The organism is Streptomyces sp. NPDC090127 (assembly GCF_044746945.1).
Classification (GTDB): Bacteria; Actinomycetota; Actinomycetes; order Streptomycetales; family Streptomycetaceae; genus Streptomyces.
Map to the genome: position 1 here is coordinate 104,672 of NZ_JBIVDE010000011.1, position 24,396 is coordinate 129,067.

The 24,396-nt window shown below is 73.1% G+C and carries 18 protein-coding genes; 12 read left to right on the forward strand and 6 right to left on the reverse strand.

What is annotated here, in order from left to right:
- Positions 1 to 284 precede the first annotated feature (284 nt).
- Positions 285 to 2,603, forward strand: coding sequence for an MMPL family transporter (locus ACIPPS_RS31430; protein ID WP_401439193.1), 2,319 nt, complete (start codon positions 285 to 287; stop codon positions 2,601 to 2,603).
- A gap of 21 nt (positions 2,604 to 2,624) precedes the next feature.
- On the opposite strand, the gene ACIPPS_RS31435 is transcribed toward ACIPPS_RS31430, so the two are convergent.
- Positions 2,625 to 3,095, reverse strand: coding sequence for a MarR family winged helix-turn-helix transcriptional regulator (locus tag ACIPPS_RS31435; protein ID WP_401439196.1), 471 nt, complete (start codon positions 3,093 to 3,095; stop codon positions 2,625 to 2,627).
- 178 nt (positions 3,096 to 3,273) lie between these two features.
- Here ACIPPS_RS31435 and ACIPPS_RS31440 point away from each other — a divergent pair, with 178 nt between their 5' ends.
- Positions 3,274 to 4,368: a cytochrome P450 gene (locus tag ACIPPS_RS31440; protein ID WP_401439199.1), complete on the forward strand. Its 1,095-nt coding sequence runs from the start codon at positions 3,274 to 3,276 to the stop codon at positions 4,366 to 4,368.
- Here ACIPPS_RS31440 and treY read toward each other — a convergent pair.
- The gene (gene treY / locus ACIPPS_RS31445) at positions 4,352 to 6,712 is read right to left on the reverse strand and encodes a malto-oligosyltrehalose synthase (protein WP_401439202.1); all 2,361 of its coding nucleotides are present in this window, start codon (positions 6,710 to 6,712) and stop codon (positions 4,352 to 4,354) included. The genes ACIPPS_RS31440 and treY overlap by 17 nt on opposite strands.
- Before the next feature lie 81 nt (positions 6,713 to 6,793).
- Here treY and ACIPPS_RS31450 point away from each other — a divergent pair, with 81 nt between their 5' ends.
- Positions 6,794 to 7,969, forward strand: coding sequence for an MFS transporter (locus ACIPPS_RS31450; RefSeq protein ID WP_401439205.1), 1,176 nt, complete (start codon positions 6,794 to 6,796; stop codon positions 7,967 to 7,969).
- A 69-nt stretch (positions 7,970 to 8,038) separates the two neighbouring features.
- Here ACIPPS_RS31450 and glgX read toward each other — a convergent pair whose 3' ends face one another.
- Positions 8,039 to 10,159, reverse strand: a complete 2,121-nt coding sequence (gene glgX, locus ACIPPS_RS31455) for a glycogen debranching protein GlgX (protein ID WP_401439208.1) — start codon at positions 10,157 to 10,159, stop codon at positions 8,039 to 8,041.
- A gap of 462 nt (positions 10,160 to 10,621) precedes the next feature.
- On the opposite strand from glgX, the gene ACIPPS_RS31460 reads away from it, so the two are divergent.
- Both ACIPPS_RS31460 and ACIPPS_RS31465 read left to right on the forward strand, forming a co-directional pair.
- On the forward strand, positions 10,622 to 11,872 hold the full coding sequence (locus tag ACIPPS_RS31460; protein WP_401439210.1) for an SAV2148 family HEPN domain-containing protein: 1,251 nt from the start codon (positions 10,622 to 10,624) through the stop codon (positions 11,870 to 11,872).
- Between the two features lie 119 nt (positions 11,873 to 11,991).
- On the forward strand, positions 11,992 to 12,714 hold the full coding sequence (locus ACIPPS_RS31465) for a 3'-5' exonuclease (protein ID WP_401439213.1): 723 nt from the start codon (positions 11,992 to 11,994) through the stop codon (positions 12,712 to 12,714).
- A gap of 59 nt (positions 12,715 to 12,773) precedes the next feature.
- On the opposite strand, the gene ACIPPS_RS31470 is transcribed toward ACIPPS_RS31465, so the two are convergent.
- Both ACIPPS_RS31470 and ACIPPS_RS31475 read right to left on the reverse strand, forming a co-directional pair.
- On the reverse strand, positions 12,774 to 13,604 hold the full coding sequence (locus ACIPPS_RS31470; RefSeq protein WP_401439215.1) for an alpha/beta fold hydrolase: 831 nt from the start codon (positions 13,602 to 13,604) through the stop codon (positions 12,774 to 12,776).
- Between the two features lie 54 nt (positions 13,605 to 13,658).
- Positions 13,659 to 14,567, reverse strand: a complete 909-nt coding sequence (locus ACIPPS_RS31475) for a phosphotransferase enzyme family protein (protein ID WP_401439218.1) — start codon at positions 14,565 to 14,567, stop codon at positions 13,659 to 13,661.
- Between the two features lie 150 nt (positions 14,568 to 14,717).
- Here ACIPPS_RS31475 and ACIPPS_RS31480 point away from each other — a divergent pair, with 150 nt between their 5' ends.
- The 7 genes from ACIPPS_RS31480 (at position 14,718) to helR (ending at position 23,390) form a co-directional block, all read left to right on the forward strand.
- Positions 14,718 to 15,647 (forward strand): carbohydrate ABC transporter permease, encoded by a 930-nt coding sequence (locus ACIPPS_RS31480; RefSeq protein ID WP_401439221.1) that lies wholly within the window; start codon positions 14,718 to 14,720, stop codon positions 15,645 to 15,647.
- A 2-nt stretch (positions 15,648 to 15,649) separates the two neighbouring features.
- A complete protein-coding gene (locus ACIPPS_RS31485) occupies positions 15,650 to 16,486 on the forward strand; it encodes a carbohydrate ABC transporter permease (protein ID WP_401439273.1) in 837 nt (278 codons plus the stop codon).
- Entirely contained in the window at positions 16,486 to 17,781 is a 1,296-nt protein-coding gene (locus tag ACIPPS_RS31490) for an ABC transporter substrate-binding protein (protein WP_401439223.1), read from the forward strand. The genes ACIPPS_RS31485 and ACIPPS_RS31490 overlap by 1 nt, the downstream gene beginning before the upstream one ends.
- 77 nt (positions 17,782 to 17,858) lie before the next feature.
- On the forward strand, positions 17,859 to 19,055 hold the full coding sequence (gene mgt, locus ACIPPS_RS31495; RefSeq protein WP_401439225.1) for a macrolide-inactivating glycosyltransferase: 1,197 nt from the start codon (positions 17,859 to 17,861) through the stop codon (positions 19,053 to 19,055).
- Positions 19,056 to 19,278: 223 nt separating this feature from the next.
- Positions 19,279 to 20,481, forward strand: a complete 1,203-nt coding sequence (locus ACIPPS_RS31500; protein WP_401439227.1) for a S8 family serine peptidase — start codon at positions 19,279 to 19,281, stop codon at positions 20,479 to 20,481.
- A 71-nt stretch (positions 20,482 to 20,552) separates the two neighbouring features.
- Entirely contained in the window at positions 20,553 to 21,110 is a 558-nt protein-coding gene (locus tag ACIPPS_RS31505; protein ID WP_401439230.1) for a DUF1697 domain-containing protein, read from the forward strand.
- A 129-nt stretch (positions 21,111 to 21,239) separates the two neighbouring features.
- Positions 21,240 to 23,390: an RNA polymerase recycling motor ATPase HelR gene (helR, locus tag ACIPPS_RS31510; RefSeq protein ID WP_401439233.1), complete on the forward strand. Its 2,151-nt coding sequence runs from the start codon at positions 21,240 to 21,242 to the stop codon at positions 23,388 to 23,390.
- Here the strand turns inward: helR and ACIPPS_RS31515 are convergent.
- Positions 23,380 to 24,309, reverse strand: a complete 930-nt coding sequence (locus ACIPPS_RS31515) for an aldo/keto reductase (protein ID WP_401439235.1) — start codon at positions 24,307 to 24,309, stop codon at positions 23,380 to 23,382. The genes helR and ACIPPS_RS31515 overlap by 11 nt on opposite strands.
- Between the last annotated feature and the right edge of the window lie 87 nt (positions 24,310 to 24,396).

Below are 24,396 nucleotides of genomic sequence, written 5' to 3' on the forward strand. Positions count from 1 at the left end.
CCCCGGCCCCCGGCTCCCGACCCCGGCTCCCGACCCCGGCTCCCGACCCCGGCTCCCGACCCCGGCTCCGGGCCTCGGCACCCGACCCCGGCTCCCAGCCTCGGCCGCCGGCCCCCGACCCCGGCCTCGGCTCCCGGCTCCCGGCTCCTGGCTCCTGGCTCGTGGCTCCTGGAAAAATCTCCCTTTCGTACGGGGGACATCCCCTACGGGTGGGGGTAGCCCCCCTTCGGTACGCGGGGGTCCACCAGTGACCGCGTCCCGCCTCCGACGGGACGCTTCTCACCATGAGAAGAACAGGTGTCCCGGTGACGGTCCGTACGGCGCAGTGGTGCGCGACCCACCCGTGGAAGGCGATCTCCGGCTGGGTGCTGCTGCTCGCCCTCTGCGTCGGCGCGGGGGCGGCCGTCGGCACGAACAAGGGGACGTTCGCCGACTTCTGGGTCGGGGAGGCGGGGCGGGCGGAGGCGATGGCCTCGGGCAGCGGACTGACGCCCCCGCCGGTGGAGCAGGTGCTGATCGAGCGGAAGGCGACGGCGGGGGCGGGGGCCGGGGCGGGAGCCGGGGCGGGCGAGCCGGCTGCCGCCGCGAGCGAGATCCGCCGGAGGATGGCGGCGCTGCCGGCCGTCGAGTCGGTCGGCGCACCCGTCGCCGCACCGGCAGGCGACGACGCGGTGCGGCACGGCGCGCGGGCCGGGGCGGGGGAGGGCGCGCGGGACGGTGCGCGGGAGGGTGCGGAGGACGCGGTGAGGGTCGCGGTCACCCTGCGGGGGGACCGGGAGACGGCGAAGAGGGACGTCGGGGCGCTGCTGGCCGAGACCGCCGCCGTTCAGCGTGCCCACCCGGGCCTGACGGTGGAACAGACCGGCAGCGCCTCCCTCTCCGTGGCGGTCAACGACAAGCAGGGGCGGGATCTCCGGCGGACCGAGATGATCAGTCTCCCGGTCACCTTCCTCATCCTCCTGGTGGTCTTCGGCGCGGTCCTCGCCGCCGGGATCCCGGTCGTCCTCGCGCTCTTCGCCTTCGTCGGCGCCGTCGGCCTGTACGGGGTCGCCTCCTGGGTCTTCCCGGACGCGGGCGGCGCTGCGCTCAGCGTCATCTTCATGATGGGCATGGCGGTCGGCGTCGACTACTCGCTCTTCTACCTCAAGCGCGCCCGGGAGGAGCGGGAGCGCTCGGGCGGCACGATCACGCACGCCCGCGCCGTCGAACTGGCGGCGGCCACCTCCGGCCGGGCGGTCGTGGACTCGGGGCTTGCCGTCGCCCTCTCCCTCGCCGGTCTCTATCTCGTCGGGGACGTGATCTTCTCCTCGATCGCCACCGGGGCGATCCTCGTCACGCTGGTGGCGGTCGGCGGCTCGCTGACCGTGCTGCCGGCGCTGCTCGCCGCCCTGGGCCACCGGACGGACGGCGGCCGGCGCGCCGGCCGGCGGCTGGCCGCCCGGGGCCGCGTGCGCGGCGAGGGCCGCGTGTGGGCCGCGCTGCTGCGGCCGATCGTGCGCCGACCGCTGGTGGCGCTGCTCGCCGGCGCCGCCGCGACCGTCGCGCTCGCCGCGCCCGCGCTCGGGATGCGGCTGGGCACCGAGGGCAAGGAGACCTTCCCCGACAGCATCCCGGCGGTGGCGGCGTACGACCGGCTCGTGGCCGCCTTCCCGTCCGAGGGCCCCGCGCATCTCGTCCTCGTACGGGGTGAGGACCCGGTCACGCCGCTGCGGAAGCTGGCGGCGGCGACGCGCGGCGACGCGCTGTTCGCGCAGGACGCGGCGCCGGTGGTGCGGAGGGCGGAGGACGGACGTACGGCGCTGCTGGCGCTGCCCGTCCCGTACGCGGCCAACTCGCCCGAGGCCGGCCGCTCCCTGCAACGGGTGCGCGAGGTGCTGCTGCCCGCCGCCGTCGAAGGCGCCCCCGGGATCGCGTGGGCGGTGTCGGGCGAGATCGCGGCGGGCGCCGACTACGCGGCGCATCAGGAGGAGCGGCTGCCCTGGGTGATCGTCTTCGTCTCGCTGGCGACGCTGGCGGTCATGTACGCGGCGTTCCGCTCGGTGGTGATGGCGGCGCTCGGCACCGTCCTCAACCTGGCGGCGGTCCTGGTGGCGTGGGGCGTGCTCACCCTGGTCTTCCAAGGGACGTGGGCACAGGGCCTGTTGGGCTTCGAGTCGCTGGGCTTCGTCGGCTCCCGTACGCCGCTGATGGTCTTCGCGATCCTGGTGGGGCTCTCCACGGACTACCAGATCTTCGTGGTCAGCCGGATCCGCGAGGCCGTGCGGCGTGGGGTGCCCACCCGGGAGGCGGTGGTCGACGGCATCGCCGGTTCGGCGAGCGTGGTGACGAGCGCGGCCGTGATCATGGTCTCGGTCTTCGCGAGCTTCCTCTTCATCGACCGTATCGAGATGAAGCAGATGGCGGTGGGCCTGACGGTCGCCGTCCTCTTCGACGCGATCGTGCTGCGCGCGGTGATCCTCCCTTCGGCGCTGGCCCTCCTCGGCGACCGCGCCTGGTGGCCGCACCGCCCGACCGGGTCCGCCCCGCCCCCGCCCCGGCCGGCGTCGCCTCAGGAGCCGACGCCTCCGAAGCCGACGGCGCCCGGCGAGCGGCTCCTCGTCTGAGCCGCGCCGGGCGCCGGGGCGTCAGTCCGTCGTGCCGCCCGTGTTCCGGATCATCCGGCGCAGCACCTTCAGCGTGGTGACGTAGTCGGCGTCGTCGATGCCCTCGTGGATGCGGGCGAGGATCGCCGGGGCATGGCCCTTCATGGTCACGCGGGCCTCGTCGCCCTCGTCCGTGATCCACAGGCGGTCCTCGGCGTCCCGCGTCAGCCAGCCGCGCTCCAGGAGCGGCCGGGCCGCCGCCACGAGGTCGTCCTCCGGCCTGAGGTAGGTGCGCATGGCCTGTTCGAGTTCCGGGACGGTCATGCCCCGGCCGTCGGGGGAGATGTCGTTCTTCGACAGGTGGCGCAGCAGCCAGAACTGAGGCTGGCTGAAGCCGTGCTCCGCCTGCCGGGCCCGCGTGAACGCGACGAGGGCCCGGTTGGCCAGGCCCGTCCAGTACGCGGCCGGCTGAGCGGCGAGTTCGGCGTCGGAGAGGTGTTCGGTGGTGGTCATCGCGAGCCCCCTGGGAAGGTTCGTTCGGATGGTCGTACCGTAGAACCTGAAGTTTGGTTGAGGTCAACCGCTCGTCGACTGCCGGTCGTTCACCCGTTCGGCGGTATGCGGGCTGCGGCGCGCCATCGCAGGTGGTCAGGTGGGGGGACCTACGCACGCCGGACCGACAGGGGGCGCGATGCGCGACGAGTCCAAGCCCGGGATACGGACCGACGGCTGGTCGGAGCTGCCGCCCATGCGGCCCGGGCTCCCACCGATCACCCCGGACCGCGCCACCCTCGCCGCCCCGACCGGGTCGGCGACGGCGGCCGCCGAGCGCGTCCGGGCCGGCGGCCCCTCCGCCGCCGAGCGGTCGCCCAGCCGGACCGTCGCCCCGAGCCCTCTCGACCCCGGGGTCACCCGGGATCCGCACCGCGTCCACCGCGTCCTGCGTGAGGAGTTCCCGCTCACCTTCGACCCCCTGCTGCGCGCCTGGGTCCTCAGTCGGTACGCCGACGTGGCCACCGCCCTCACCGACGCCCGGTTCACCCACGGCCACCGCCCCGGCGACCCGCCCTGCGCCCGCACCCACGTCGACGTCGACGAGGAGGAGCTGCGCAGCGTCACCGCGCGCACCGCCCTCGTCCTGGCCCGCCGGATCGCCGACCGGCCGCAGGCCGACCTGGTCGCCGAATTCTGCCACTGGCTGCCCGTCGGCGCCGTCGCGGCCGCCGTCGGTGTGCCCTACCGGGACATGATGCGCCTGGTCCGGGGCCGCGCCGCCTCCGCGCTCGCCGGTCAGTGCACCGCGCAGATCGCCGTACGGGAGAAGGCCCTGGCCTCCTTCCTCGCCAACGTCCTCGCCGACCCGGACCACGCGAGGGAGCTGAGCGACGCGCCCTCCGGACAGCTCGCCCGGGCCTGGACCGAGTCCCTGCGCCGTGACCCGCCCGTCCAGATCGCGGTCCGGCGCACCGCCGCCGAGGTGCGGGTCAGCGGCGGCACGATCCCGGCGGGCGAGCCCGTCGCGCTGCTGATCGGCGCCGCCTGCCGGGACCCGGAACGCTTCCGCGAACCCGACCGCTACGACCCGCTGCGCGACGACCCCGGCCAGCTCACCTACGGCAGCGGCGCCTGCCCGGCCGTCCTCCTCGCCGGCCTCGAAGCCGAGTACGCCCTGCGCGCGCTCCTCGACGCCATGCCCCGTCTCCGGTTCTCCGACGGCTTCCGCCCCGAACGGACCGGCCTGATCACCCGCGCACCACGGAGTCTCCTCGTCAGACCAGGCGGCTGAGCAGCGCCACCGGACGCGCGTCGAACAGGTCCAGCGGCTTCACCGCACCGCCCTCGAACTCACGTGTCCCGTCGAGGAGATCGCGCCAGCGGCCCGGCGGCAGGACGAGCTCCGTGTCCTGCCAGCCGCCCTCCTCCACCAGCCGCAGCGGCAGCCGCGTGACCGCCGTGACCACCTCCGGCGAGGCGCCCGTGGTGCCGCGGGCGAAGGCCAGGCAGTGCGCCGCCGCGGCGCCGGTCACCGTCAGCGGGACGTACGAGTCGGGCGCGGTGAAGGCCTCGGGCCGCTGCCGCCGCAGCGCCAGCGCGGCCCGTACGACCGCCGTCTTCTCGTCGTCCTCGCCGACCGCGAACGGCTGCCGGTTGTCCGGGTCGACCAGCGCCCGGTACTCCCGCTCCGTCCCCTGGTACAGCTCCGGCACCCCCGGCATCGTCAGCTGGACCAGTGTCGCGCCCAGCATGTGCGCCCGGATGTGCGGCTCCAGCGCGAACGCCGCCTCCGAGGCCGCCCGCAGCGGGATCCGGCCCGGCCCGGCCGCCACGAAGTCGGTCACCGCCCGCTCGTACGCCGGGTCGGGCTCCGTCCAGCTCGTGTGCAGCCCCGCCTCCCGTACGGACTTCAGCACCGCCGGGCCGATCCGCCCCGGGTCCGGGGCGCCGAAGCCGAACGCCGTCTGCCACGCCGTCCATGCCAGATGCGGATCCGGCGCCACGACACCCGCCACCTCGTCCAGCAACTCCCGCCACACCTGCGGGCATTGAGCGAGCACGGCGATCCCGGCGCGGACGTCCGCACTGCGCTTGGTGTCGTGCGTGGACAGCACCGTCCCGGTCGCCGGCCAGTCCCGGGAGAGCCGCAGGCAGTACGCGTGGAACTCCTCCGGCCCCACGGCCGGCCGGCCGGGGTCGCCGCCCACCTCGTTGGCGGAGAGGAGCGGGGTGTAGCGGTAGAAGGCGGTGTCCTCCACGGACTTGGCCCGCAGCGCCGACGAGGTCTGGGCGAACCGGGCCCGGAACGCCCGGTGTTCGGGTCCGTCGCCCAGCTGCCCGAGCGCCAACTCCCGTACGGTGTCCACCGCGTCGGCCTCCTCCGGCACCGCGAAGGCCGCCTTCGCGCCGCGTGCCGCCTCCGGCGGCAGGACCGAGGCGGCGTCGGTGCGGTAGAAGCGGTAGACCGGTACGCGGACCAGGAGCTCGCGGATCGCCGTCAGGAGCGCCCAGGGCGCGTGGTCGCGCAGGGCCGGGTCGGCCGCGCAGATCCGCTCCGCGAGCCGGGTCAGGGCGGCGGTCTCGGCGGCGAGGTCGTGCGTCACGACCTCGTACGCGGCGCGGCGGGCGGTCGCGTCCCACGAGCCGCCCCTGTCCCCGGCCCGCCCGACGAACTCGCGGTACAGATCGGCGAGTTCGTCGGCGCCGAAGCCGTCCGTGAAGACGCCGTCCACCTGGTGCAGGGCGTCGTAGCCGGTGGTCCCCGCGACCGGCCAGGTCGGGGGCAGCGGCTCCGTGCCGGTGAGGATCTTCTCCACGACCGTCCAGCACCGGCCGTCCGTCGCCTCCCGCAGCCGCTCCAGGTAGCCCTCGGGATCGGCGAGCCCGTCCGGGTGGTCGATCCGCAGCCCCTCGATCACTCCGTCCCGTACCAGCCGCAGGATCGTGCCGTGGGTCGCGTCGAAGACCTCGGGGTCCTCGACGCGGACCCCGATCAGCTCCGAGATGGTGAAGAAGCGGCGATAGGTGAGCTCCGTCCGGGCGAGGCGCCACCAGCCGAGCCGGTACCACTGGGCGTCGAGCAACTCGGCGAGCGGCAGCCCCTCCGTGCCCGCGCGGAGCGGGAACGACTGGCCGTCCACGTGCAGCGCGCCGTCCGCGACCCGCATACGGTCCCGGAGCTCGGGCAGCCGGGCGGGCAGCACCGGCAGCAGGACGCGTCCGTCCCCCGCCGCCCAGTCGATGTCGAACCAGCGGGCGTACGGCGAGTCCGGGCCGTCGCGGAGCACCGAGCGCAGCGCGTGGTTGTGCGTGGCCGACGCCGCCATGTGGTTGGGCACGAGGTCCACGACCAGGCCCAGACCGTGCGCGCGGGCGGTCGCCGCGAGGGCCCGGAGCCCCTCCTCGCCGCCCAGCTCGGCCCGGACCGCGCCGTGGTCGGTCACGTCGTACCCGTGCGACGACCCGGGCACGGCCTCCAGGACCGGCGAGAGGTGGAGGTGGGAGATCCCGAGGCCGGCGAGGTACGGGACGGCCCGCTCGGCGGCCGAGAAGGGGAAGTCCGGCTGGAGTTGGAGCCGGTAGGTGGCGGTGGGCGTGGTCCGGGCGGACGGCGGGTGCGGGAGCGAGGGCGTCATGCGAACGTACGTACCCGGCGAGAGGCCTTCTGTGTCATCGCCTCATGCGTCCGTTCGGGTGTATCGCGTTACGTTCTGGCGATGCTCCGCACGTATCGCGACACGTTCTCCCTGCTCGGACCGGTCCTTCCGGTCGTGTCGTTCCTGGGGCGACTGCCCACCGCCATGTGCCAGCTCGGCAGCCTGCTCCTGGTCGCCGAGACAAGCGGATCCCTGACGACGGCGGGGCTCGCGGGCGGGGCGCTCGCGGCGGGGCAGACGGTCGCGGGCCCGGTCATCGGCCGCCTCGCGGACCGCCGCGGGCAGCGCGGGGTGGTGCTCGCCGCCTCCCTGGCCAACGCGGTGGCCGTCGCCGGGCTCGTCGTGGCGGCTCTGGCGCAGGTGGCGACCGGTTGGCTGTGCGTCCTCGGCGCGCTCGCCGGGGCGTCCGTCCCGCAGGTCGGACCGCTCGCCCGGAGCCGGTCGGTGGCCCTGGCCCGGCGTTCGGGCGCGGACGACCGACTGGTGGGCACGGTGCTCTCGTTCGAGGGCACGCTCGACGAGGTCTCCTTCGTCCTGGGGCCCGCGCTGGTGGGCCTCGCCGCGGCGCTCGCCCATCCGGCGGCGGCGCTCCTTCTGGCCGCGGCGCTGCTCGCGACGTGCGGCACGGCGTTCGCGCTGCATCCGTCGGCGACCGGCCCCACCACCCGTACGGACGCCGCCGAACGAGGTCGGCTGCCGAGCGCCGCGTACGCCCTGCGGGCCGCGATGGTGCTCCAGGGTGCCATGTTCGGGGCCTCGCAGGCCGGGATCACGGCCCTCACCGAGAAGGTCGGGGCGCCGGAGCAGGCGGGGCTCGTGTACGCGGCGATGGGGGTGATGAGCGCGGCGGTGGGGCTTTCGATGGCCGCCGTGCCCGCGCGGATCGGACTGCGGACGCGATGGCGGGCGGCCACGGGCGCGCTCGTCGTGCTGTCGGTCCCGCTGCTGTTCGTGGACTCGCTGCCGGCGCTCTACGGGGTGGTGACGGTCCTGGGCGCGGCCTACGCGCCGCACCTGATCACCGTCTTCGGCCTGACGGAACGCACGGTCCCGGCGTCGCGGCTGGCCGAGTCGATGGCCTTCCTCACCAGCGGCGTGGTCGGCGGCCAGGCCCTCGCCCTGGCCCTCGGCGGTCGGCTGGCGGACACGCACGACGCGGCGGCGGCGTTCGCGGTGGCGGTCGGCGCGGCGGCGCTCTGCGTGCCCCTCGCCGTCGGGTCCCGCCCGCGCTCCTGAACCCTCGGGCCCTCCACGGCGGGCGGAGGCCGTCCCGAGAGGGACCGCCTCCGCCCCGGTGTTCCGTGCCTACGCCGGGCGCTTGAGGACCGTCATGCTCAACGGGGCCAAGGAGACCCGTTCGCCCGCCGCCACCTTCGGGCCCTCCTGCGGAGGGACACCCTCCGGGTGGGAGGTGTCCACGACCACGCGCCAGCTCTCACCGTGGTTCATCGGCACCTCGAACTCCAGCTCCTGCGACGACGCGTTGAACATCAGCAGGAACGAGTCGTCCGCGATCCGCTCCCCCTGCACCCCCGGCTCCGAGATCGCGTTGCCGTTCAGGAAGACCGACAGCGCCTGCGCGTGCGCGGCCTGCCAGTCCCGCGACGTCATCTCCTCGCCCTCCGGCGTGAACCAGGCGATGTCCGTCAGCTCGTCGTGCGTGCCCTCCACCGGACGCCCGTGGAAGAAGCGGCGCCGCCGGAAGACCGGGTGGTCCCGCCGCAGCCGCACCATGGCCCGGGTGAACTCCAGGAGGGTGCCCTCCTCCGACGCGTCCGGCTCGGGCCAGCGCACCCAAGCGACCTCGTTGTCCTGGCAGTACGCGTTGTTGTTCCCGCCCTGCGTCCGCCCGAACTCGTCGCCGTGGCTGAGCATCGGCACGCCCTGCGAGAGCATCAGCGTCGCGAGGAAGTTCCGCATCTGCCGGGCCCGCAGCTCCCGGATCCCGATGTCGTCCGTGTCGCCCTCGGCCCCGCAGTTCCACGACCGGTTGTGGCTCTCGCCGTCCCGGTTGCCCTCGCCGTTCGCCTCGTTGTGCTTGCCGTCGTAACTGACGAGGTCGCGCAGGGTGAAACCGTCGTGGCAGGTCACGAAGTTGACCGAGGCGAGCGGCCGGCGGCCGTCGTCCTGGTACAGGTCGGACGAGCCGGTGAGCCGGGAGGCGAACTCGGCCAGCGTGCGCGGCTCGCCGCGCCACAGGTCCCGCACGCAGTCCCGGTACTTGCCGTTCCACTCGGTCCACAACGGCGGGAAGTTGCCCACCTGGTAGCCGCCCTCGCCGACGTCCCACGGCTCGGCGATCAGCTTCACCTGGCTGACCACCGGGTCCTGCTGCACCAGGTCGAAGAAGGACGACAGCCGGTCCACCTCGTGGAACTGCCGCGCCAGCGTCGCCGCCAGGTCGAAGCGGAAGCCGTCGACGTGCATCTCCGTCACCCAGTACCGCAGGCTGTCCATGATCAGCTGCAGCACGTGCGGGGACCGCATGAGCAGCGAGTTCCCGGTGCCGGTGGTGTCCGTGTAGTACCGGCGGTCGTTCGAGAGCCGGTAGTACGAGGGGTTGTCCAGGCCCCGGAAGGAGAGCGTGGGCCCCAGGTGGTTGCCCTCCGCCGTGTGGTTGTAGACCACGTCGAGGATGACCTCGATCCCCGCCTGGTGCAGGGCCCGCACCGCCGACTTGAACTCCAGGACCTGCTGGCCCCGGTCGCCCCAGGAGGCGTACGCGTTGTGCGGGGCGAAGAAGCCGATGGTGTTGTAGCCCCAGTAGTTGGCGAGGCCGGCGTCGACCAGCCGGTGGTCGTTGACGAACTGGTGCACCGGCATCATTTCCAGCGCCGTGACTCCCAGTTCCTTCAGGTGCCCGATCACCGCCGGGTGCGCGAGCCCCGCGTACGTCCCGCGCAGCTCCTCCGGCAGCTCCGGGTGGAGCATCGTCAGGCCCTTCACATGGGCCTCGTAGATCACCGTCCGGTGGTAGTCGGTGCGCGGCGGCCGGTCGTCACCCCAGTCGAAGTACGGGTTGACCACCACGGAGCTCATCGTGTGCGGCGCCGAGTCGAGGTCGTTGCGCGAGTCCGGCCGCCCGAAGTGGTAGCCGTACACCGCCTCGCCCCACTCGATCGAGCCCGAGACCGCCCGCGCGTACGGGTCGAGGAGCAGCTTCGCCGCGTTGCAGCGCTGTCCCTGCTCCGGGGCGTACGGTCCGTGGACCCGGAAGCCGTACCGCTGACCCGGCATCACTCCCGGCAGATAGGCGTGCCGGACGAAGGCGTCCGTCTCGCGCAGCTCCACCGCTGTCTCCGAGCCGTCGTCATGGAGCAGACACAGCTCGATCCGTTGGGCGGCCTCAGAGAAGACCGCGAAGTTGGTTCCGGCGCCGTCGTACGTGGCGCCCAGGGGATATGCCTCTCCCGGCCAGACCTGCATAGATAAGACTCTTCCATTCTGATCCGGGTGGTGGGGTGCACTCCGGCCAGATCCTGCCCGAAAGAGGGCCGGGGGCGGGCGACCCGACACGCCGGGCGCGGCGAGCCGGCCGGACGGCCGGGCGGTATCGGCCATCCCGGGGCGGCCCGGCGCCCCCGCGTCAACGGCGGGGCGCCCGCCGCCCCCGTCGTGCGGGTCGACATCCTGTTCCCCACCGTCCCGTCCCCGGCCGGTCGTCGAGCGCCGGCCACCGGCCGGGCTTCCCGCGCGCACCCAGGGACGTTTCCGCTATGAATCCGCTCACTCCGGCCGATCCCGGCGGACGGAACGGCGCTCCGAATCAGGGGAGTTGAGCAACCAGCCTGTCCATCCGGCTGCACCGCCTCCCGCTCGCGGAGTACCCTTCCTTGATCGTTGACAGACGGTCGGATCGGGCGTCCAGGAGCAGAAGGCGGTGCGCGGGTGAGCTCGGGAGGTCTGGAGCTGCCCCCAGGTGACGCGGGTCACGAGGGGAGCTCGCCCGACCCCGTGGACGTACCTCCCGGAGCGGTCTCCGTGGCCAGGCCCCTGGAAATCGGGGCGGAGCTGGGCTGGGGCGCCGAGGCCTGGAGCGAGGTACGGACCCGTGCGCAGCGTGCCGGGCGCGCCTATATCTGGCTGAATCTCGTCGAGCAGCGGCTGCGCGCGGTGGTGGCCGCGGTGCTGCGCCCGGTCTACGAGCCGGTGCACGGCGAGGAGTGGGTGGTGGCCGCGGCCGGGCCCGCCGGCCAGGAGTGGGTGCAGCGGGCCGTCGCCGTGCGCGAGGTCTCGCGACGCAAGGGCTATCTCCTGGACCCGGCCGACGACAACGTCCTCAGCTTCCTCACGCTCCCGCAGCTGCGGGAGCTGATGGTGCAGCACTGGCCGTGCTTCGAGCCGTACTTCGACGACCGGCGCGAGGTCGAACTGGCCCTGGACGAGCTGGAGGTGACGCGCAACGTCGTCTCCCGCAACCGCGCCCTCTCGCTCACCGTCCTCGCCCAGTCCGAACGGGCGTCCGCCCGGCTCCTGGAGATCCTGGGCAGCGGGGCCGGCGTGCCGTCCGCCGACCGGCTGCCGGTGGACGCCGTCGAGGACCTGGTCGGCGACCGGTACGCGGACGTGGTCTCCGTCCACCCCGACCGGGTGCGGCTGCAGCGCCAGCTGCCGGCCGAGGACCTCTTCGGCGGGGCCCGCCGCCTCGACGCCACGGGCATAGGTCTGAACCTCCTCGTGCAGAACTTCTCCGGGCGGCGGCTCGTGCGGCTCGCCGAGTCCGGCTGCCGGATACGCCTGCTGTTCCTGAACCCGGCGAGCAGCGCCGTGAAGCGGCGCGAGCGCGAACTGGGGCTGAAGAAGGGCGAGCTGAGCCGCTCGGTGGAGATGAACATCCTGCACATGCGGCGGGTGCGGTCCCGGCTGCGCGACCCGGGCGCCTTCCAGATCCACGTCTTCGACGAGACCCCGCGCTTCACGGCGTACCTGGTGGACGGGGACGGTCCGGACGGGGTCGCCGTGATCCAGTCGTACCTGCGCAAGGCGCGGGGGATGGAGGCGCCGGTGCTGGTGCTGCGCGGTGGCGGCCGCAACCTGCTGCGGGCGGGACAGCAGGGGCGGGACGGCGAATACGGACTTTTCTCTACATATCGCGAGGAGTTCGAGTCGGTCTGGCTCGACTCCCGCCCGGTCTCCTGAGGCCGGCCGTCCCGTCCGGCGCGCCCGCCGGCGCCGCCGGGGCCCTCCGCCGGGGCCCGTTGTCAGTGGCGCGTGCGAGGGTGTTCAGCACCACGGGGGAGATCACGTAAGGAGGCCCGATGGCTTGGCACGGGGAGCCGCTGGTCGGCTTCGACCTGGAGACGACCGGTACGGAACCGCTGGAGGCGCGGATCGTGACCGCCGCGATCGTCGGCGTCCATCGCGGACGGGTGACGCGGCGGCGGGACTGGCTCGCCGACCCGGGCATCCGGATCCCGGCGCAGGCGTCCGCGATCCACGGCATCAGCAGCGAGCGGGCGGCCGCCGAGGGCCGGCCGGTCGTCGAGGTGGCCGACGAGATCGCGGAGACCCTCACGGAGTACTGGAACCAGGGCGTCCCGATCGTCGCGTACAACGCCTCGTTCGACCTCACGCTCCTCTCCGCCGAGCTGCGCCGCCACGGACTGCCCTCGCTGGGCGAGCGGCTGGGCGGCGCCCCGATAGGCCCGGTCGTCGACCCGTACACCATCGACCGGGCCGTCGACCGGTACCGCAGGGGGAAGCGGACGCTGGAGGCGGTCTGCGCGGAGTACGGCGTCGTCCTCGACGCGGCACATCAGGCGGCCGCCGACGCGGAGGCCGCCGTCCGGGTCGCCGTCGCGATAGCCGAGCGGCACGCGACGGTCGCCGAGCTGACCCCGGCCGAGCTGCACGGGCGTCAGATCGACTGGTACCGCACGTGGGCCGAGGACTTCCAGGGCTTCCTGCGCCGCAAGGGCAGCCCGGACGCGTTCGTCGACCCGACCTGGCCCCTGCGCGAGCTCGCGCAGGTGGCGGGCTGACGCCGGTGAGGGGCTGACGCAGGTGGCGGGCGGACGCCGGTGAGGGGCTGACGCCGAGGTCAGCCGATCGGGTTCTCCGCCAGGAAGTCGAGCAGCAGGGTGTTGACCCGCTCCGGCTGGTCCAGCTGGAGCCAGTGGCCCGCGTTCTCCACCCGCTCGTAGCGCCAGGTGCCGTCGACGTGCTTGCCGGTGCCGGACATGGACTGCTCGGTCATGAAGCGGTCGCCGGAGGACCAGACGCCCAGGACCGGGCCCGGCAGCGGCGGGAGGGGCAGGGCGGGGCCGAACTGCGCCTCGACGGGGAGACCGGCGCGGTAGATGTTCAGAGCCGCCGTCAGCGCGCCCGGCGCCCGCAGCGGCTCGACGACCGCGTCCGCGTCGGGGTGCTCGCCCAGCATCTCCCGGAGGTTCGCGAAGTCGTCCCGCGCGAGCCAGTCCTCGGCGAGATCCGGGAACTGGAACAGGATCATGTACCAGGACCGCTGCTTCTGCTCGAAGCCCGCGTCACGGATCGACGCCGGATGGCCCACCGACAGGATGCTCAGGGACGCCACCCGCTCGGGTGCGGCCTGCGTGAAGCCCTGGACCACGCCCGAGCCCCAGTCGTGCCCGACGAGATGGACCCGGTCGATCTCCAGCCGGGCCAGGAGCTCGAAGAGGTCGCCGACGTGCCTGGCCGGGTGGTAGGCCTCGAAGCCGCCCTCCGGCCGGTCGGAGGCACCGAAGCCGCGCAGCGTCGGAGCGACGCAGCGGTAGCCGGCCGCGGTCAGGGCCCGCACCTGGTGCCGCCAGAGGTGGTGGCTGTCGGGGAAGCCGTGCACCAGCAGGACGGCCGGGCCGTCCCCGCTGTCCTCGACGTCCAGGGTCACCTCGGACAGTTCCACGCGCATCACGACACCCCGTTCATGAGGGGGCCTTCGCCCCGGACACCCCCCGTCATGATGTCAGAAGGGGTACCACCGCACCGTGGCATCACCCTGACGCAGCGAGGCCACGCGGCGCTCGAATTCGGCCAGGGCCTTGGGGTTCGTCGGGGCGTGCTGGGCCACCCAGGCGCAGCTCGCCGTCTCGCGCGCCCCGCGCAGCACCGCGCAGCCGTCCCACTCCCGTACGTCCCAGCCGTACGCCTCGGTGAACGCGTCGTAGGCTGCGGGGTCGAGTCCGTACCGGTCGCGGGAGAGGGCGAGCACGACCAGGTCGTGCTCGCGCAGATCGGAGGAGAAGGTCTCCAGGTCGACCAGCACCGGTCCGTCGGGGCCGACATGGACGTTGCGCGGGAGGGCGTCGCCGTGGAGGGGGCCGGGGGTGAGGTGCGGGGTCAGCGCGGCCGCCGCCGGGGCGAAGGCGTCGCGCCGGTCGCGCAGGAAGGCCGCGTCGGCCGGGTCGATCGCGTCCCCCGCGAGCCGCAGCCACCGCTCGACCCCGCCGAGGAGTTCGCGGCGCGGGAGGGGAAAGCCGGCCGGCTCCGGCAGGGCGTGGATCCGGCGCAGCAGGGGTGCCAGGTCGCGAGGCTCGGCGGGGCGGACGGCCTCGGGCAGCCTGTGCCAGACGGTGACCGGGTGGCCGTCCACCAGGCGGGGCTCGGGCTCCGCCGCCCGTACGGCGGGGATGCCGGTCTCCGCGAGCCAGGCCGCGAGCGCCAGTTCGCGCTCGGCGCGGGGGAGCAGCTCCGCGTCCCGGCCGACCTTCACCACGAGCTCGCCCACCGCGAAGACGGCGTTCTCGCCGAGCGCGAGCAGCCGCGCCGCGGGCTCCCGCGCCGCAGCTTCCCGCCCCCCGGCCTCCCGCGCCGCAGGCTCCCGCGCCGACAGTCCCGTGGTGGCCAGGATCTCCCGTGCCCGTGCCTCGTCCATCACGTCTCTCCCCGCTGCCCCGATGCGTGTGCGAATCAGCCAAAGTCTCGCATCCATGCAGGTTGCCTTGACGAAGCGACGGCCCGTCAGGACCATGACGAGGGCCGAGCCGAAGTCGCAAAAGGGTGCAAAAGGGGTTGATCTGTGGGAGTGGCGACCGCAACGAAGCGGTCCGGCGGAACGACGTCCGCCGGCAGGAGACCCGGACCCGCGCGGGACCACGGCGCCTGGTTCCTGGTGCTGCCCGCGCTCATCCCGATCCTCGTCCTGAGCATCGGCCCCCTCCTCTACGGCATCGCGCTCGCCTTCACCGACTCCCAGTCCGGCCGCACCCGGCCCACCCAGTGGGTCGGCACCCTCAACTTCCAGGACCTGCTGCACGACACCCTCTTCTGGGACTCCTTCCGGATCGGCCTGCTCTGGGCCGTCGGCGTCACCGTGCCGCAGTTCCTGCTCGCCCTCGGTCTCGCGCTGCTCCTCAACGAGAGGCTCCGCTTCCGCTGGCTGGCGCGGGCCCTCGCGATCATCCCGTGGGCCATGCCCGAGGTCGTCGTCGGCATCATGTGGCGGCTGGTCTACAACCCGGACGCGGGCATCCTCAACGAGACCATCCGCGACCTGGGCCTCGGCGACGGCCGGGACTGGCTCACCGGGCTCGCCACCGCCCTGCCCGCCGTGATCCTCGTCGGCATCTGGGCGGGCATGCCGCAGACCACGGTCGCCCTGCTCGCCGGTCTCCAGAACACCCCGCACGAACTCCACGAGGCCGCCGCCCTCGACGGCGCGGGCGCCTGGCGCCGCTTCCGTACCGTCACCTGGCCCGCCCTCAGGCCGGTGGCCCTCGCCATCACGGCCCTCAACTTCATCTGGAACTTCAACTCCTTCGCCCTGGTCTACGTCCTGACCAACGGCGGGCCCGGCGGCCGCACCCGGCTGCCCATGCTCTTCGCCTACGAAGAAGCCTTCCGCTACGGGCAGTTCGGCTACGCCGCCGCCATGGGCTGTGTCATGGTCGCCGTCATCTCCGTACTCCTCGCCCTCTATCTCGTCGGACGGCTGAAGGGGGACCAGGACCGGTGAGCATGCTCCGCACCAGCAGGCCCGTGCGCGTCGGCCAGTACCTCGCGCTCCTCGCGTATCTGGTATTCCTCGCCTTCCCGTTCCTCTGGCTGATCTCCACCGCCTTCAAGCCGGCCACCGAACTCGGCTCGCTCCACCCGACCTGGATCCCGAAGGACCCGACCCTCGCCAACTTCCGGCAGGCCTTCGACGAGCAGCCGCTGCTCCAGGCCGCCGGGAACAGCCTGATCGCCGCGCTCGCGGCGGCCCTGATCGCCGTCGTCGTCGCCACGCCCATGGCCTATGTGATGGCCCGCCACCGCAGCAGGCTCTCCACCGCCGCCACCGGCTGGGTCGTGATCAGTCAGGCGTTCCCCTTCGTGCTCGTGATCATCCCGCTCTTCCTCGTCCTGAAGAACCTGCACCTGATCAACAGCCTCGTCGGCCTCGTCATGGTGTACGTCGTCTGGTCGCTGCCGTTCGCGCTCTGGATGCTGGTCGGGTACGTACGGGCGGTCCCGGCCGAGCTGGAGGAGGCGGCCGCCGTCGACGGCGCCGGGAAGCTCCGTACGCTCGTCTCGGTCACCGCCCCGCTGCTCGCCCCCGGCATCGTCGCCACGGCGCTCTTCGCCTTCATCACCGCGTGGAACGAGTTCTTCTTCGCTCTCGTCCTGCTCAAGACCCCGGAGAAGCAGACCTTGCCGGTCGTCCTCACCCACTTCCTCGGCGCGGAGGGCGTCGCCGACCTCGGACCGCTGGCCGCGGCCGCGTTCCTGGCCACGATCCCCTCGCTCGTCATCTTCGCGATCATCCAGAAACGCATCACCGGCGGGATGCTGACCGGGGCGGTGAAGTCCTGATGCGGGTACGGACGTTCGCGGCGGTCGTCGCCGCGCTGGCGCTCCTCCTCACCGGCTGCTCGGCCGAGGACGACCCGGACGGCGGGCCGGTACGGCTCCGCTTCCAGTCTTTGGCCTGGCAGAAGGAGTCCGTCGACGCCAACAAGGAACTGGTCGCGGAGTGGAACGCGACCCACCCCGACATCCAGGTCGACTACGTCCAGGGCAGCTGGGACTCCGTCCACGACCAGCTCCTCACCTCCTTCGAGGGCGGCGAGGCCCCGGACGTCATCCACGACGCCTCCGACGACCTGGCCGACTTCGCCTACGGCGGCTACCTCGCCGATCTGACCGGCCTGCTGCCCGAGCGGCTCAAGGCCGCCATCCCGGCGCGCAGCTGGGAGACGACGACCTTCGGCGGCGGGATCTACGGCGTGCCGTTCCTCCAGGAACCGCGCGTGATCATGGCCAACAAGCGGATCCTGGAGGCCTCCGGCGTCCGGCTCCCGACCCCCGAGAAGCCCTGGAGCTGGCCGGAGTTCCGGCAGGTCGCCAAGGAGCTGACGGCCGCCATGGGCCAGGGGAAGTACGCGGTCGCCTGGCCGCTCAAGGAGCCGGTCTCGGTCAGCCTCAACCTGGGGCTCTCGGCGGGCGGGCAGCTCTTCCACCGGGAACCCGACGGGAAGGTGACGATCCGCTTCACCGAGCGGGACGGTGTCGTGCCCGGCACCCTCCACGACCAGGTCAACACCGACCACAGCGCCTCGCGTTCCACCCTCGGCTCGGGCGGCTCGGACGCCCTGCCGGGCTTCTTCGGCGGCACGTACGCGATGGTCCCGCTCGGCTTCTCGTACCGGCAGCAGATCACCCAGCAGGCGCCGAAGGGCTTCGAGTGGATCGTCCTGCCCGCGCCCGCCGGGAAGGACGGGCTCGCCCAGGGCGTCAGCCCGCAGACGCTCTCGATCGCCGAGGACAGCCGGCACAAGAAGGAGGCGGCGGCGTTCCTCGACTTCTTCCTCCAGCCGGCCAACATGGTCCGCCTCGCCCGCGGCGACTGGATGCTGCCCACCGGGACGGACGCGCTCGCGGACCCGTCCCTGCACACGGTGAAGGACGGCTGGGCGACCGGCGCGGCCGTCGCCCGGCACCTGCGCTCCGCGCCGGCGCAGTCCGTCCGCGGCTATCCCGAGTGGAAGGACAAGGTGGCCACTCCGGCCTACCAGGAGTACTACAGCGGGGCGATCGACGCGGCGGAGCTGCGGAGGCGTCTGGAGAAGGACGGCAACCTCGTCCTCGCCCGCTACCAACGCGACTGACCCCGTCCCTCATCCCGGCGGGGCACGCCACCCGTCATTGACTGGACGAGACGTCTCGTCTCGCTTACTGTGGGCGCATGACCACCAGCCCGCGCCGCGCCCATATCGCCATGTTCTCCATCGCCGCCCACGGCCACGTGAACCCGAGCCTCGAAGTGATCCGCGAACTCGTCGCCCGGGGTCACCGCGTCAGCTACGCCATCCCGGCCTCCTTCGCGGAGAAGGTCGCCGCGACCGGCGCCACCCCCGTCGTCTACGCCTCCACGCTCCCCACCGACGACGACCCGGACGCCTGGGGCACCGAACTCATCGACCACGTCGAACCGTTCCTCGCCGACGCGATCCAGGCGCTGCCCCAGCTCGCCGACGCCTTCGACGAGGACCGGCCGGACCTCGTCCTGCACGACATCACCGCCTACCCCGCGCCGGTCCTCGCCCACCGCTGGGGCGTCCCCGCCGTAGGGCTCTGGCCGAATCTCGTTCCCTGGGAGGGGTACGAGGAGGAGGTCGCCGCGCCCATGTTCGCCGAGCTGAAGGCGTCCGAGCGCGGGAAGGCGTACTACACCCGCTTCGAGGGCTGGCTCGCCACCCACGGCGTGGACACCCACCCGGACCGGCTCGTCGCCCGCCCCCGCCGCGCCCTCGTCCTCATCCCGAAGGCCCTCCAGCCGAACGCCGACCGGGTCGACGCGTCCGTCTTCACCTTCGTCGGCGCCTGCCAGGGGGAGCGGGCCGACCAGGGCGCGTGGCAGCGGCCGCCGGACGCCGAGCGGGTGCTGCTCGTCTCGATGGGCTCGGCCTTCACCAAGCTCCCGGACTTCTACCGCACCTGCCTGGCGGCCTTCGGCGACCTGCCGGGCTGGCACGTGGTGCTCCAGATCGGCGCCTTCGTCGACCCCTCGGAGCTGGGAGACGTCCCGGACAACGTCGAAGTCGCCTCCTGGGTCCCTCAGTTGTCCGTCCTGAAGCAGGCCGACGCCTTCGTCACCCATGCCGGTGCCGGCGGCAGCCAGGAGGGGCTCGCCACCGCGACCCCGATGGTCGCCGTCCCGCTGGCGACCGACCAGTTCGGCAACGCGGACATGCTCCAGTCCCTCGGCGTGGCCCGTCGGATCGACATGGCGCACGCCACGGCCGAGCGCCTGCGCGAGGCCGTGCTCGCCCTCGTCGACGACCCGGAGGTGGCGCTCCGCGCCGAGGAGATCCGGCGGCGGATGGCGGGCGAGGGCGGAACGCGGCGGGCAGCCGATCTCATCGAGTCCGAACTGCCTTAGCCGCGACCGCAGATGGTCCCCGTGTGAACACGGGGGCCGTGTCGTGTGCCGGAGTTGGGCGGGATCTGTGACTTTGTTATTACGAAGGCTTGTTGCTTAAGTCACAGCTGCATGAAGGTCTTGATTTGCACTCGTCAATGGGCAAGGGTTTCGAGGCAGCCGCCGGAGAGTTTCCTGCCGGTGGCTCAACCCCCCACAAATCCTGACGAGGAGACCCCTCTTCATGGCAATACACAAGCGTGTCCGCCGGACCAAGCTCATCGCCGTCTCGACCGCGATCGCAGCCGCAGCCGGAGTCACCGCCCTCACGGTCCCGTTCGCCGGCGCGGCCCCCACGCCCGCCCTCGGAACGGTCCACGGACTCGGCGTCGAAGACGCCGTCGCGGGAAGCTTCATCGTCCTGCTGGACGAGAAGGCCGACAAGGGCGACCTGGCGAAGGAGTACGGCGGCACCCTGCGCCGCAGCTACGACTCCGCCGTCAACGGGTTCTCGGTGAACGGCCTTTCGGAGACCGAGGCCAAGCGCCTCGCCGCCGACCCGGCCGTCGCCAAGGTCGTCCAGAACAAGACGTTCACCATCAACGCCACTCAGGAGAACCCGCCGTCCTGGGGTCTCGACCGGGTGGACCAGGCCGACACCGCCGGCGACAAGAAGTACGCCTACCCGGACAGCGCGGGCGAGGGTGTCACGGCCTATGTCATCGACACCGGGGTCCGTACCACCCACAAGGACTTCGAGGGCCGCGCCACCTCCGGCTTCGACGCCGTCGACAACGACGACGACGCCTCCGACGGCAACGGGCACGGCACCCATGTCGCGGGCACCATCGCCGGCGCCGCGCACGGCGTCGCCAAGAAGGCGAAGATCGTCGCCGTCCGCGTCCTGGACGACAACGGCTCCGGCACCACCGAGCAGGTCGTCGCGGGCATCGACTGGGTCACCAAGAACCACCAGGGCCCGTCCGTCGCCAACATGAGCCTCGGCGGGGGCGCCGACCCGGCCCTCGACGACGCCGTCAAGAAGGCCATCGCCTCCGGAGTCACCTTCGGTGTCGCCGCGGGCAACGAGTCCTCGGACGCCGGCGCGGGCTCCCCGTCCCGGGTCCAGGAGGCGATCACCGTCGCCTCCTCCACCGAGGACGACCAGCAGTCCAGCTTCTCCAACTTCGGCTCCGTGGTGGACCTCTACGCCCCGGGCTCGGAGATCACCTCGTCGTGGAACGACAGCGACACGGGCACCAAGACCATCTCCGGTACGTCCATGGCCACCCCGCACGTGGTCGGCGCCGCCGCCGTCTACCTCGCGGCGCACCAGGACGCCACGCCGGACCAGGTCGCCCAGGCCCTGGTCGGCGGGGCCACCCCGGACAAGATCAGCAACCCGACCGGGGGCACCGCCAACAAGCTGCTCAAGATCGTCGAGTAGCCGGGCCCCGCTGAACCGGCGGCCGCCGTGCCCTCCCCCACGGGGCACGGCGGCCGCCCTATCGTGTGCCCATGACGACGACGTACGCCGCGCTGCTGCGCGGGATCAACGTGGGCGGCCACCGCAAAGTCCCGATGGCGGACCTCCGTTCACTGCTGGAGGAGCTCGGCCACCGCGATGTCCGGACGTATCTGCAGAGCGGCAACGCCGTCTTCACCACCGACGCCGACGGGCCCGGCGACGACGAACTGACCGCCGCGCTCCAGGACGCCATCGAGCGGCACTTCGGCTTCCGCGTCGACTGCCTGGTCCGGGACGCGGCCTACCTCGCCGCCGTCGCCGACGCCTGCCCGTTCCCGGCCACCGAGCTGGAGGGCAAGCAACTCCACGTCACGTACTTCTCCGAGCAGATCGCCCCCGAGCGGTTCGCCTCGATCGACCAGGAAGCCTTCCTGCCCGAGGAGTTCCGGCTGGGCGACCGCGTGCTCTACCTCTACGCGCCGGACGGTCTCGGCCGGTCCAAGCTGGGGGAGGCGCTCGCCCGGCCCGCCCTGGTCAAGGGTGTCGTGGCGACGACGCGCAACTGGAACACCGTGATCAAGCTGGCGGAGATGACCGGGAGTGAATGATCGAAGGAAGGAGGTGTACCCACTCCTTTCCACTCCTAACTTATAGCGCACGGGGGGGCTTGCGGCAAGGCCCCGGTGGTGCCGCAGAATCTCAGGCCTTGGCCCGATTCCGTGGGCGCGACCGAGGAGATGAAACCCCTGACCACCAGCGCGTTCGACCTTTCCGACCGACTGTCCCCCAAGGCCGTCCCGGCCCTGATCGCCGGCGACGAGCAGCACTTCGCGGCCGTCGCGGACTGCCTCGACCGGACGATCGCCGAGCTGTCCGACCAGCTCGCCACCGTGCGCAGGGCGCCCGGCGGCGCGGGCCGGGAGGCGCTGGAGCGTGACTCGGAGATCCACCGGCTGACCGCCCGGCTGCGCACCCTGCGCCGCTTCGGCCTGGACCTGTGCCTCGGGCGCGTCGTCCTCGCCGACAGCCCCGAGCCCGTCTACATCGGCCGCCTCGGCCTCACCGACAGCACGGGCCGCCGCCTGCTGCTCGACTGGCGTTCCCCGGCGGCCGAGCCGTTCTTCGCCGCCACCCACGCCCACCCGATGGGTCTGGCCAGCCGCCGCCGGTACCGCTGGACCCGTGGCCGGATCAGCGACTACTGGGACGAGGTGTTCACCGCCGAGGGGCGCGCGGGACACGCGGCGCTCGACGACCACTCCGCGTTCGTCGCCAGCCTGGGCGGCGAGCGGTCGTCCCGGATGCGTGACGTGCTCGCCACCATCCAGTCCGACCAGGACGCCATCATCCGGGCCGGATCGCGCGGCGCCCTCGTCGTCGACGGCGGCCCCGGCACCGGCAAGACGGTCGTGGCCCTGCACCGCTCCGCGTACCTCCTCTACGCCGACCCGCGCCTCGGCCACCGGCGCGGCGGCGTGCTGTTCGTCGGCCCGCACCAGCCCTACCTGAACTACGTCGAGGACGTCCTGCCCAGCCTCGGCGAGGAGGGCGTACGGACCTGCACCCTGCGCGACCTCCTCCCCGAGGGGGCCGGCGCGCCGGACGAGGCCGACCCGGAGGTGGCCGGGCTGAAGTCGTCCGCCGACATGGTGCGGGCGATCGAGAAGGCCGTCCGCTTCTACGAGGAGCCGCCCACCCGGGGCATGACCGTCACGACCCCGTGGTCCGAGGTCCGGCTCACCGCCGACGACTGGGCCGAGGCCTTCCGGGCCCCAGGACCGGGCACACCGCACAACGAGGCGCGCGACGAGATCTGGGAGGAACTGGTCACGATCCTGCTGGACAAGCACAGCGGCGAGGTCCCCTCCGAGCAGCTGTTCCGCACGGCGCTCCGCCACGACGAGGAACTGGTCGAGACCCTCGACCGCGCATGGCCGCTGATCGACGCCGCCGAACTCGTCGGCGACCTCTGGTCCGTCCCCGCGTACCTGCGGATGTGCGCGCCCTGGCTCGGCCCCGACGACGTCCGCGCGCTCCAGCGGGGGCACGCCCCCCAGGCCTGGACCGTCTCCGACCTGCCGCTCCTGGACGCGGCGCGGCAGCGGCTCGGCGACCCGGAGGCCTCCCTGCGCAAGCGCCGGCGCGAGGCCTCCGTCGCCGCCGAACGCGCGCGCATGGCCGGAGTCATCGAGAACGTCATCGCGGCCGACGCCGACGGCGAGGGCGCGGTGACGATGCTGCGCGGGCGGGACCTCCAGGACACCCTGATCGACGAGGACGCGCTGCCCGGCACGGAGCGGGAGCCGCTCGACGGCCCGTTCGCGCACGTCGTCGTCGACGAGGCGCAGGAGCTGACCGACGCCGAGTGGCAGATGCTGCTGCTGCGCTGCCCGTCGCGGAGCTTCACCATCGTCGGCGACCGCGCGCAGACCCGGCACGGGTTCACCGAGTCGTGGGAGGAGCGGCTCAAGCGGATCGGGCTCGACCGGGTCGAGGTGGCCTCGCTCTCCATCAACTACCGGACGCCCGAAGAGGTCATGGCGGAGGCCGCGCCGTCCATCCGGGCCGCGATCCCGGACGCCAACGTGCCCACGTCCATCCGCAGCAACGGCCTTCCCGTCGTCCACGGCTCCGCCGCGGACCGGGACGCGATCCTCGACGAGTGGCTCGCCGCGCACGCGGACGGCGTCGCGTGCGTCATCGGCGACCCCACGTTCGAGGAGACCGCGCGGGTGCGCTCGCTGACGCCCGGCCTGGCCAAGGGGCTCGAGTTCGACCTGGTCGTGGTCGTCGACCCGGCGGCGTTCGGCGACGGTGTCGCGGGCGCGGTCGACCGCTATGTCGCGATGACCCGGGCGACCCAGCAGCTCGTGGTCCTCACGAACTAGTCGCGGTCGAGCTGGGCCCGGTCGGAGGTGTGGGCCCGGTCGGAGGTGTGGGCGCGGTCGGAGGTGTGGGCCCGGGCAGTGCGTCCAGGAGGGAGACGTCGGCGGCGTCCAGGCACAACTCCGCCGCCCGCAGGTTCTCCTCCAGGTGCGCGAGGGAGCCGGTGCCCGGGGTGGGCAGCAGGACGGGGGAGTGGTGGAGCAGCCAGGCCAGGGCGACCTGGCCGCGGCTCGCTCCGTGCCGGCCGGCGACCGCGTCCGCCGTGTCGGCCGCCCCGCCGGTCAGGGCGCCGTTGGCCAGCGGGAACCAGGGCAGGAACGCGAGGCCCCGCGCCGCGCACAGCGCCAGGACCTCCGCCGACTCCCGGTCGAACAGGTTGAAACGGTTCTGCACGGAGACGACCGACGAGGTCAGGGTCAGCGCCTCGGCGAGCTGGCCGACGGTGACCGAGTCCAGGCCGACGTACCTGATCTTCCCCTCGGCGCGCAGGTCGTCGAGCGTGCCGAGCTGGTCCGCCATCGGGACCTTCGGGTCGAGACGGTGGAGCTGGTAGACGTCGATCCGGTCGGTCCGCAGCCGCCGCAGGCTCGCCTCGCACATCGCGCGCAGCCGCTCCGGGCGCCCGTCGATGTGCCAGGCGCTGTCACCGGTCCGGACGACCCCTCCCTTGGTGGCGATCACCAGGGCGTCCCGGTACGGGTGCAGGGCCTCGGCGACGAGTTCCTCGGCGAGGCCGGGTCCGTAGTTGTCGGCGGTGTCGATGAGCGTGACACCGCGCTCCACGGCCCGCCGCAGGACGGCGACCGCGTCCGACCGCGCGCCGCGCGGCCCCCAGTAGCCGGGGCCGGTCAGCTGGGCGGTGCCGTAGCCGAGCCGTCGTACGGGAAGCTCGCCACCGATCGTGTACGTCTCCGAGATCATGGACGGACGCTACCCGGGCGGTGCGGGGCGCCCGGACGCGGTGTCGCGATTCTTCAAGACCGGGCGGTCCGGCGCCTCGTAGCGTCG

Bases quoted from the DNA above. Each gene is read 5' to 3' on its own strand.
- ACIPPS_RS31430 (WP_401439193.1), top strand. From the start codon at position 285: ATGAGAAGAACAGGTGTCCCGGTGACGGTCCGTACGGCGCAGTGGTGC.
- ACIPPS_RS31435 (WP_401439196.1), bottom strand. From the start codon at position 3,095: ATGACCACCACCGAACACCTCTCCGACGCCGAACTCGCCGCTCAGCCG.
- ACIPPS_RS31440 (WP_401439199.1), top strand. From the start codon at position 3,274: ATGCGCGACGAGTCCAAGCCCGGGATACGGACCGACGGCTGGTCGGAG.
- treY (WP_401439202.1), bottom strand. From the start codon at position 6,712: ATGACGCCCTCGCTCCCGCACCCGCCGTCCGCCCGGACCACGCCCACC.
- ACIPPS_RS31450 (WP_401439205.1), top strand. From the start codon at position 6,794: ATGCTCCGCACGTATCGCGACACGTTCTCCCTGCTCGGACCGGTCCTT.
- glgX (WP_401439208.1), bottom strand. From the start codon at position 10,159: ATGCAGGTCTGGCCGGGAGAGGCATATCCCCTGGGCGCCACGTACGAC.
- ACIPPS_RS31465 (WP_401439213.1), top strand. From the start codon at position 11,992: ATGGCTTGGCACGGGGAGCCGCTGGTCGGCTTCGACCTGGAGACGACC.
- ACIPPS_RS31470 (WP_401439215.1), bottom strand. From the start codon at position 13,604: ATGCGCGTGGAACTGTCCGAGGTGACCCTGGACGTCGAGGACAGCGGG.
- ACIPPS_RS31475 (WP_401439218.1), bottom strand. From the start codon at position 14,567: ATGGACGAGGCACGGGCACGGGAGATCCTGGCCACCACGGGACTGTCG.
- ACIPPS_RS31485 (WP_401439273.1), top strand. From the start codon at position 15,650: ATGCTCCGCACCAGCAGGCCCGTGCGCGTCGGCCAGTACCTCGCGCTC.
- ACIPPS_RS31490 (WP_401439223.1), top strand. From the start codon at position 16,486: ATGCGGGTACGGACGTTCGCGGCGGTCGTCGCCGCGCTGGCGCTCCTC.
- mgt (WP_401439225.1), top strand. From the start codon at position 17,859: ATGACCACCAGCCCGCGCCGCGCCCATATCGCCATGTTCTCCATCGCC.
- ACIPPS_RS31500 (WP_401439227.1), top strand. From the start codon at position 19,279: ATGGCAATACACAAGCGTGTCCGCCGGACCAAGCTCATCGCCGTCTCG.
- ACIPPS_RS31505 (WP_401439230.1), top strand. From the start codon at position 20,553: ATGACGACGACGTACGCCGCGCTGCTGCGCGGGATCAACGTGGGCGGC.
- helR (WP_401439233.1), top strand. From the start codon at position 21,240: ATGAAACCCCTGACCACCAGCGCGTTCGACCTTTCCGACCGACTGTCC.
- ACIPPS_RS31515 (WP_401439235.1), bottom strand. From the start codon at position 24,309: ATGATCTCGGAGACGTACACGATCGGTGGCGAGCTTCCCGTACGACGG.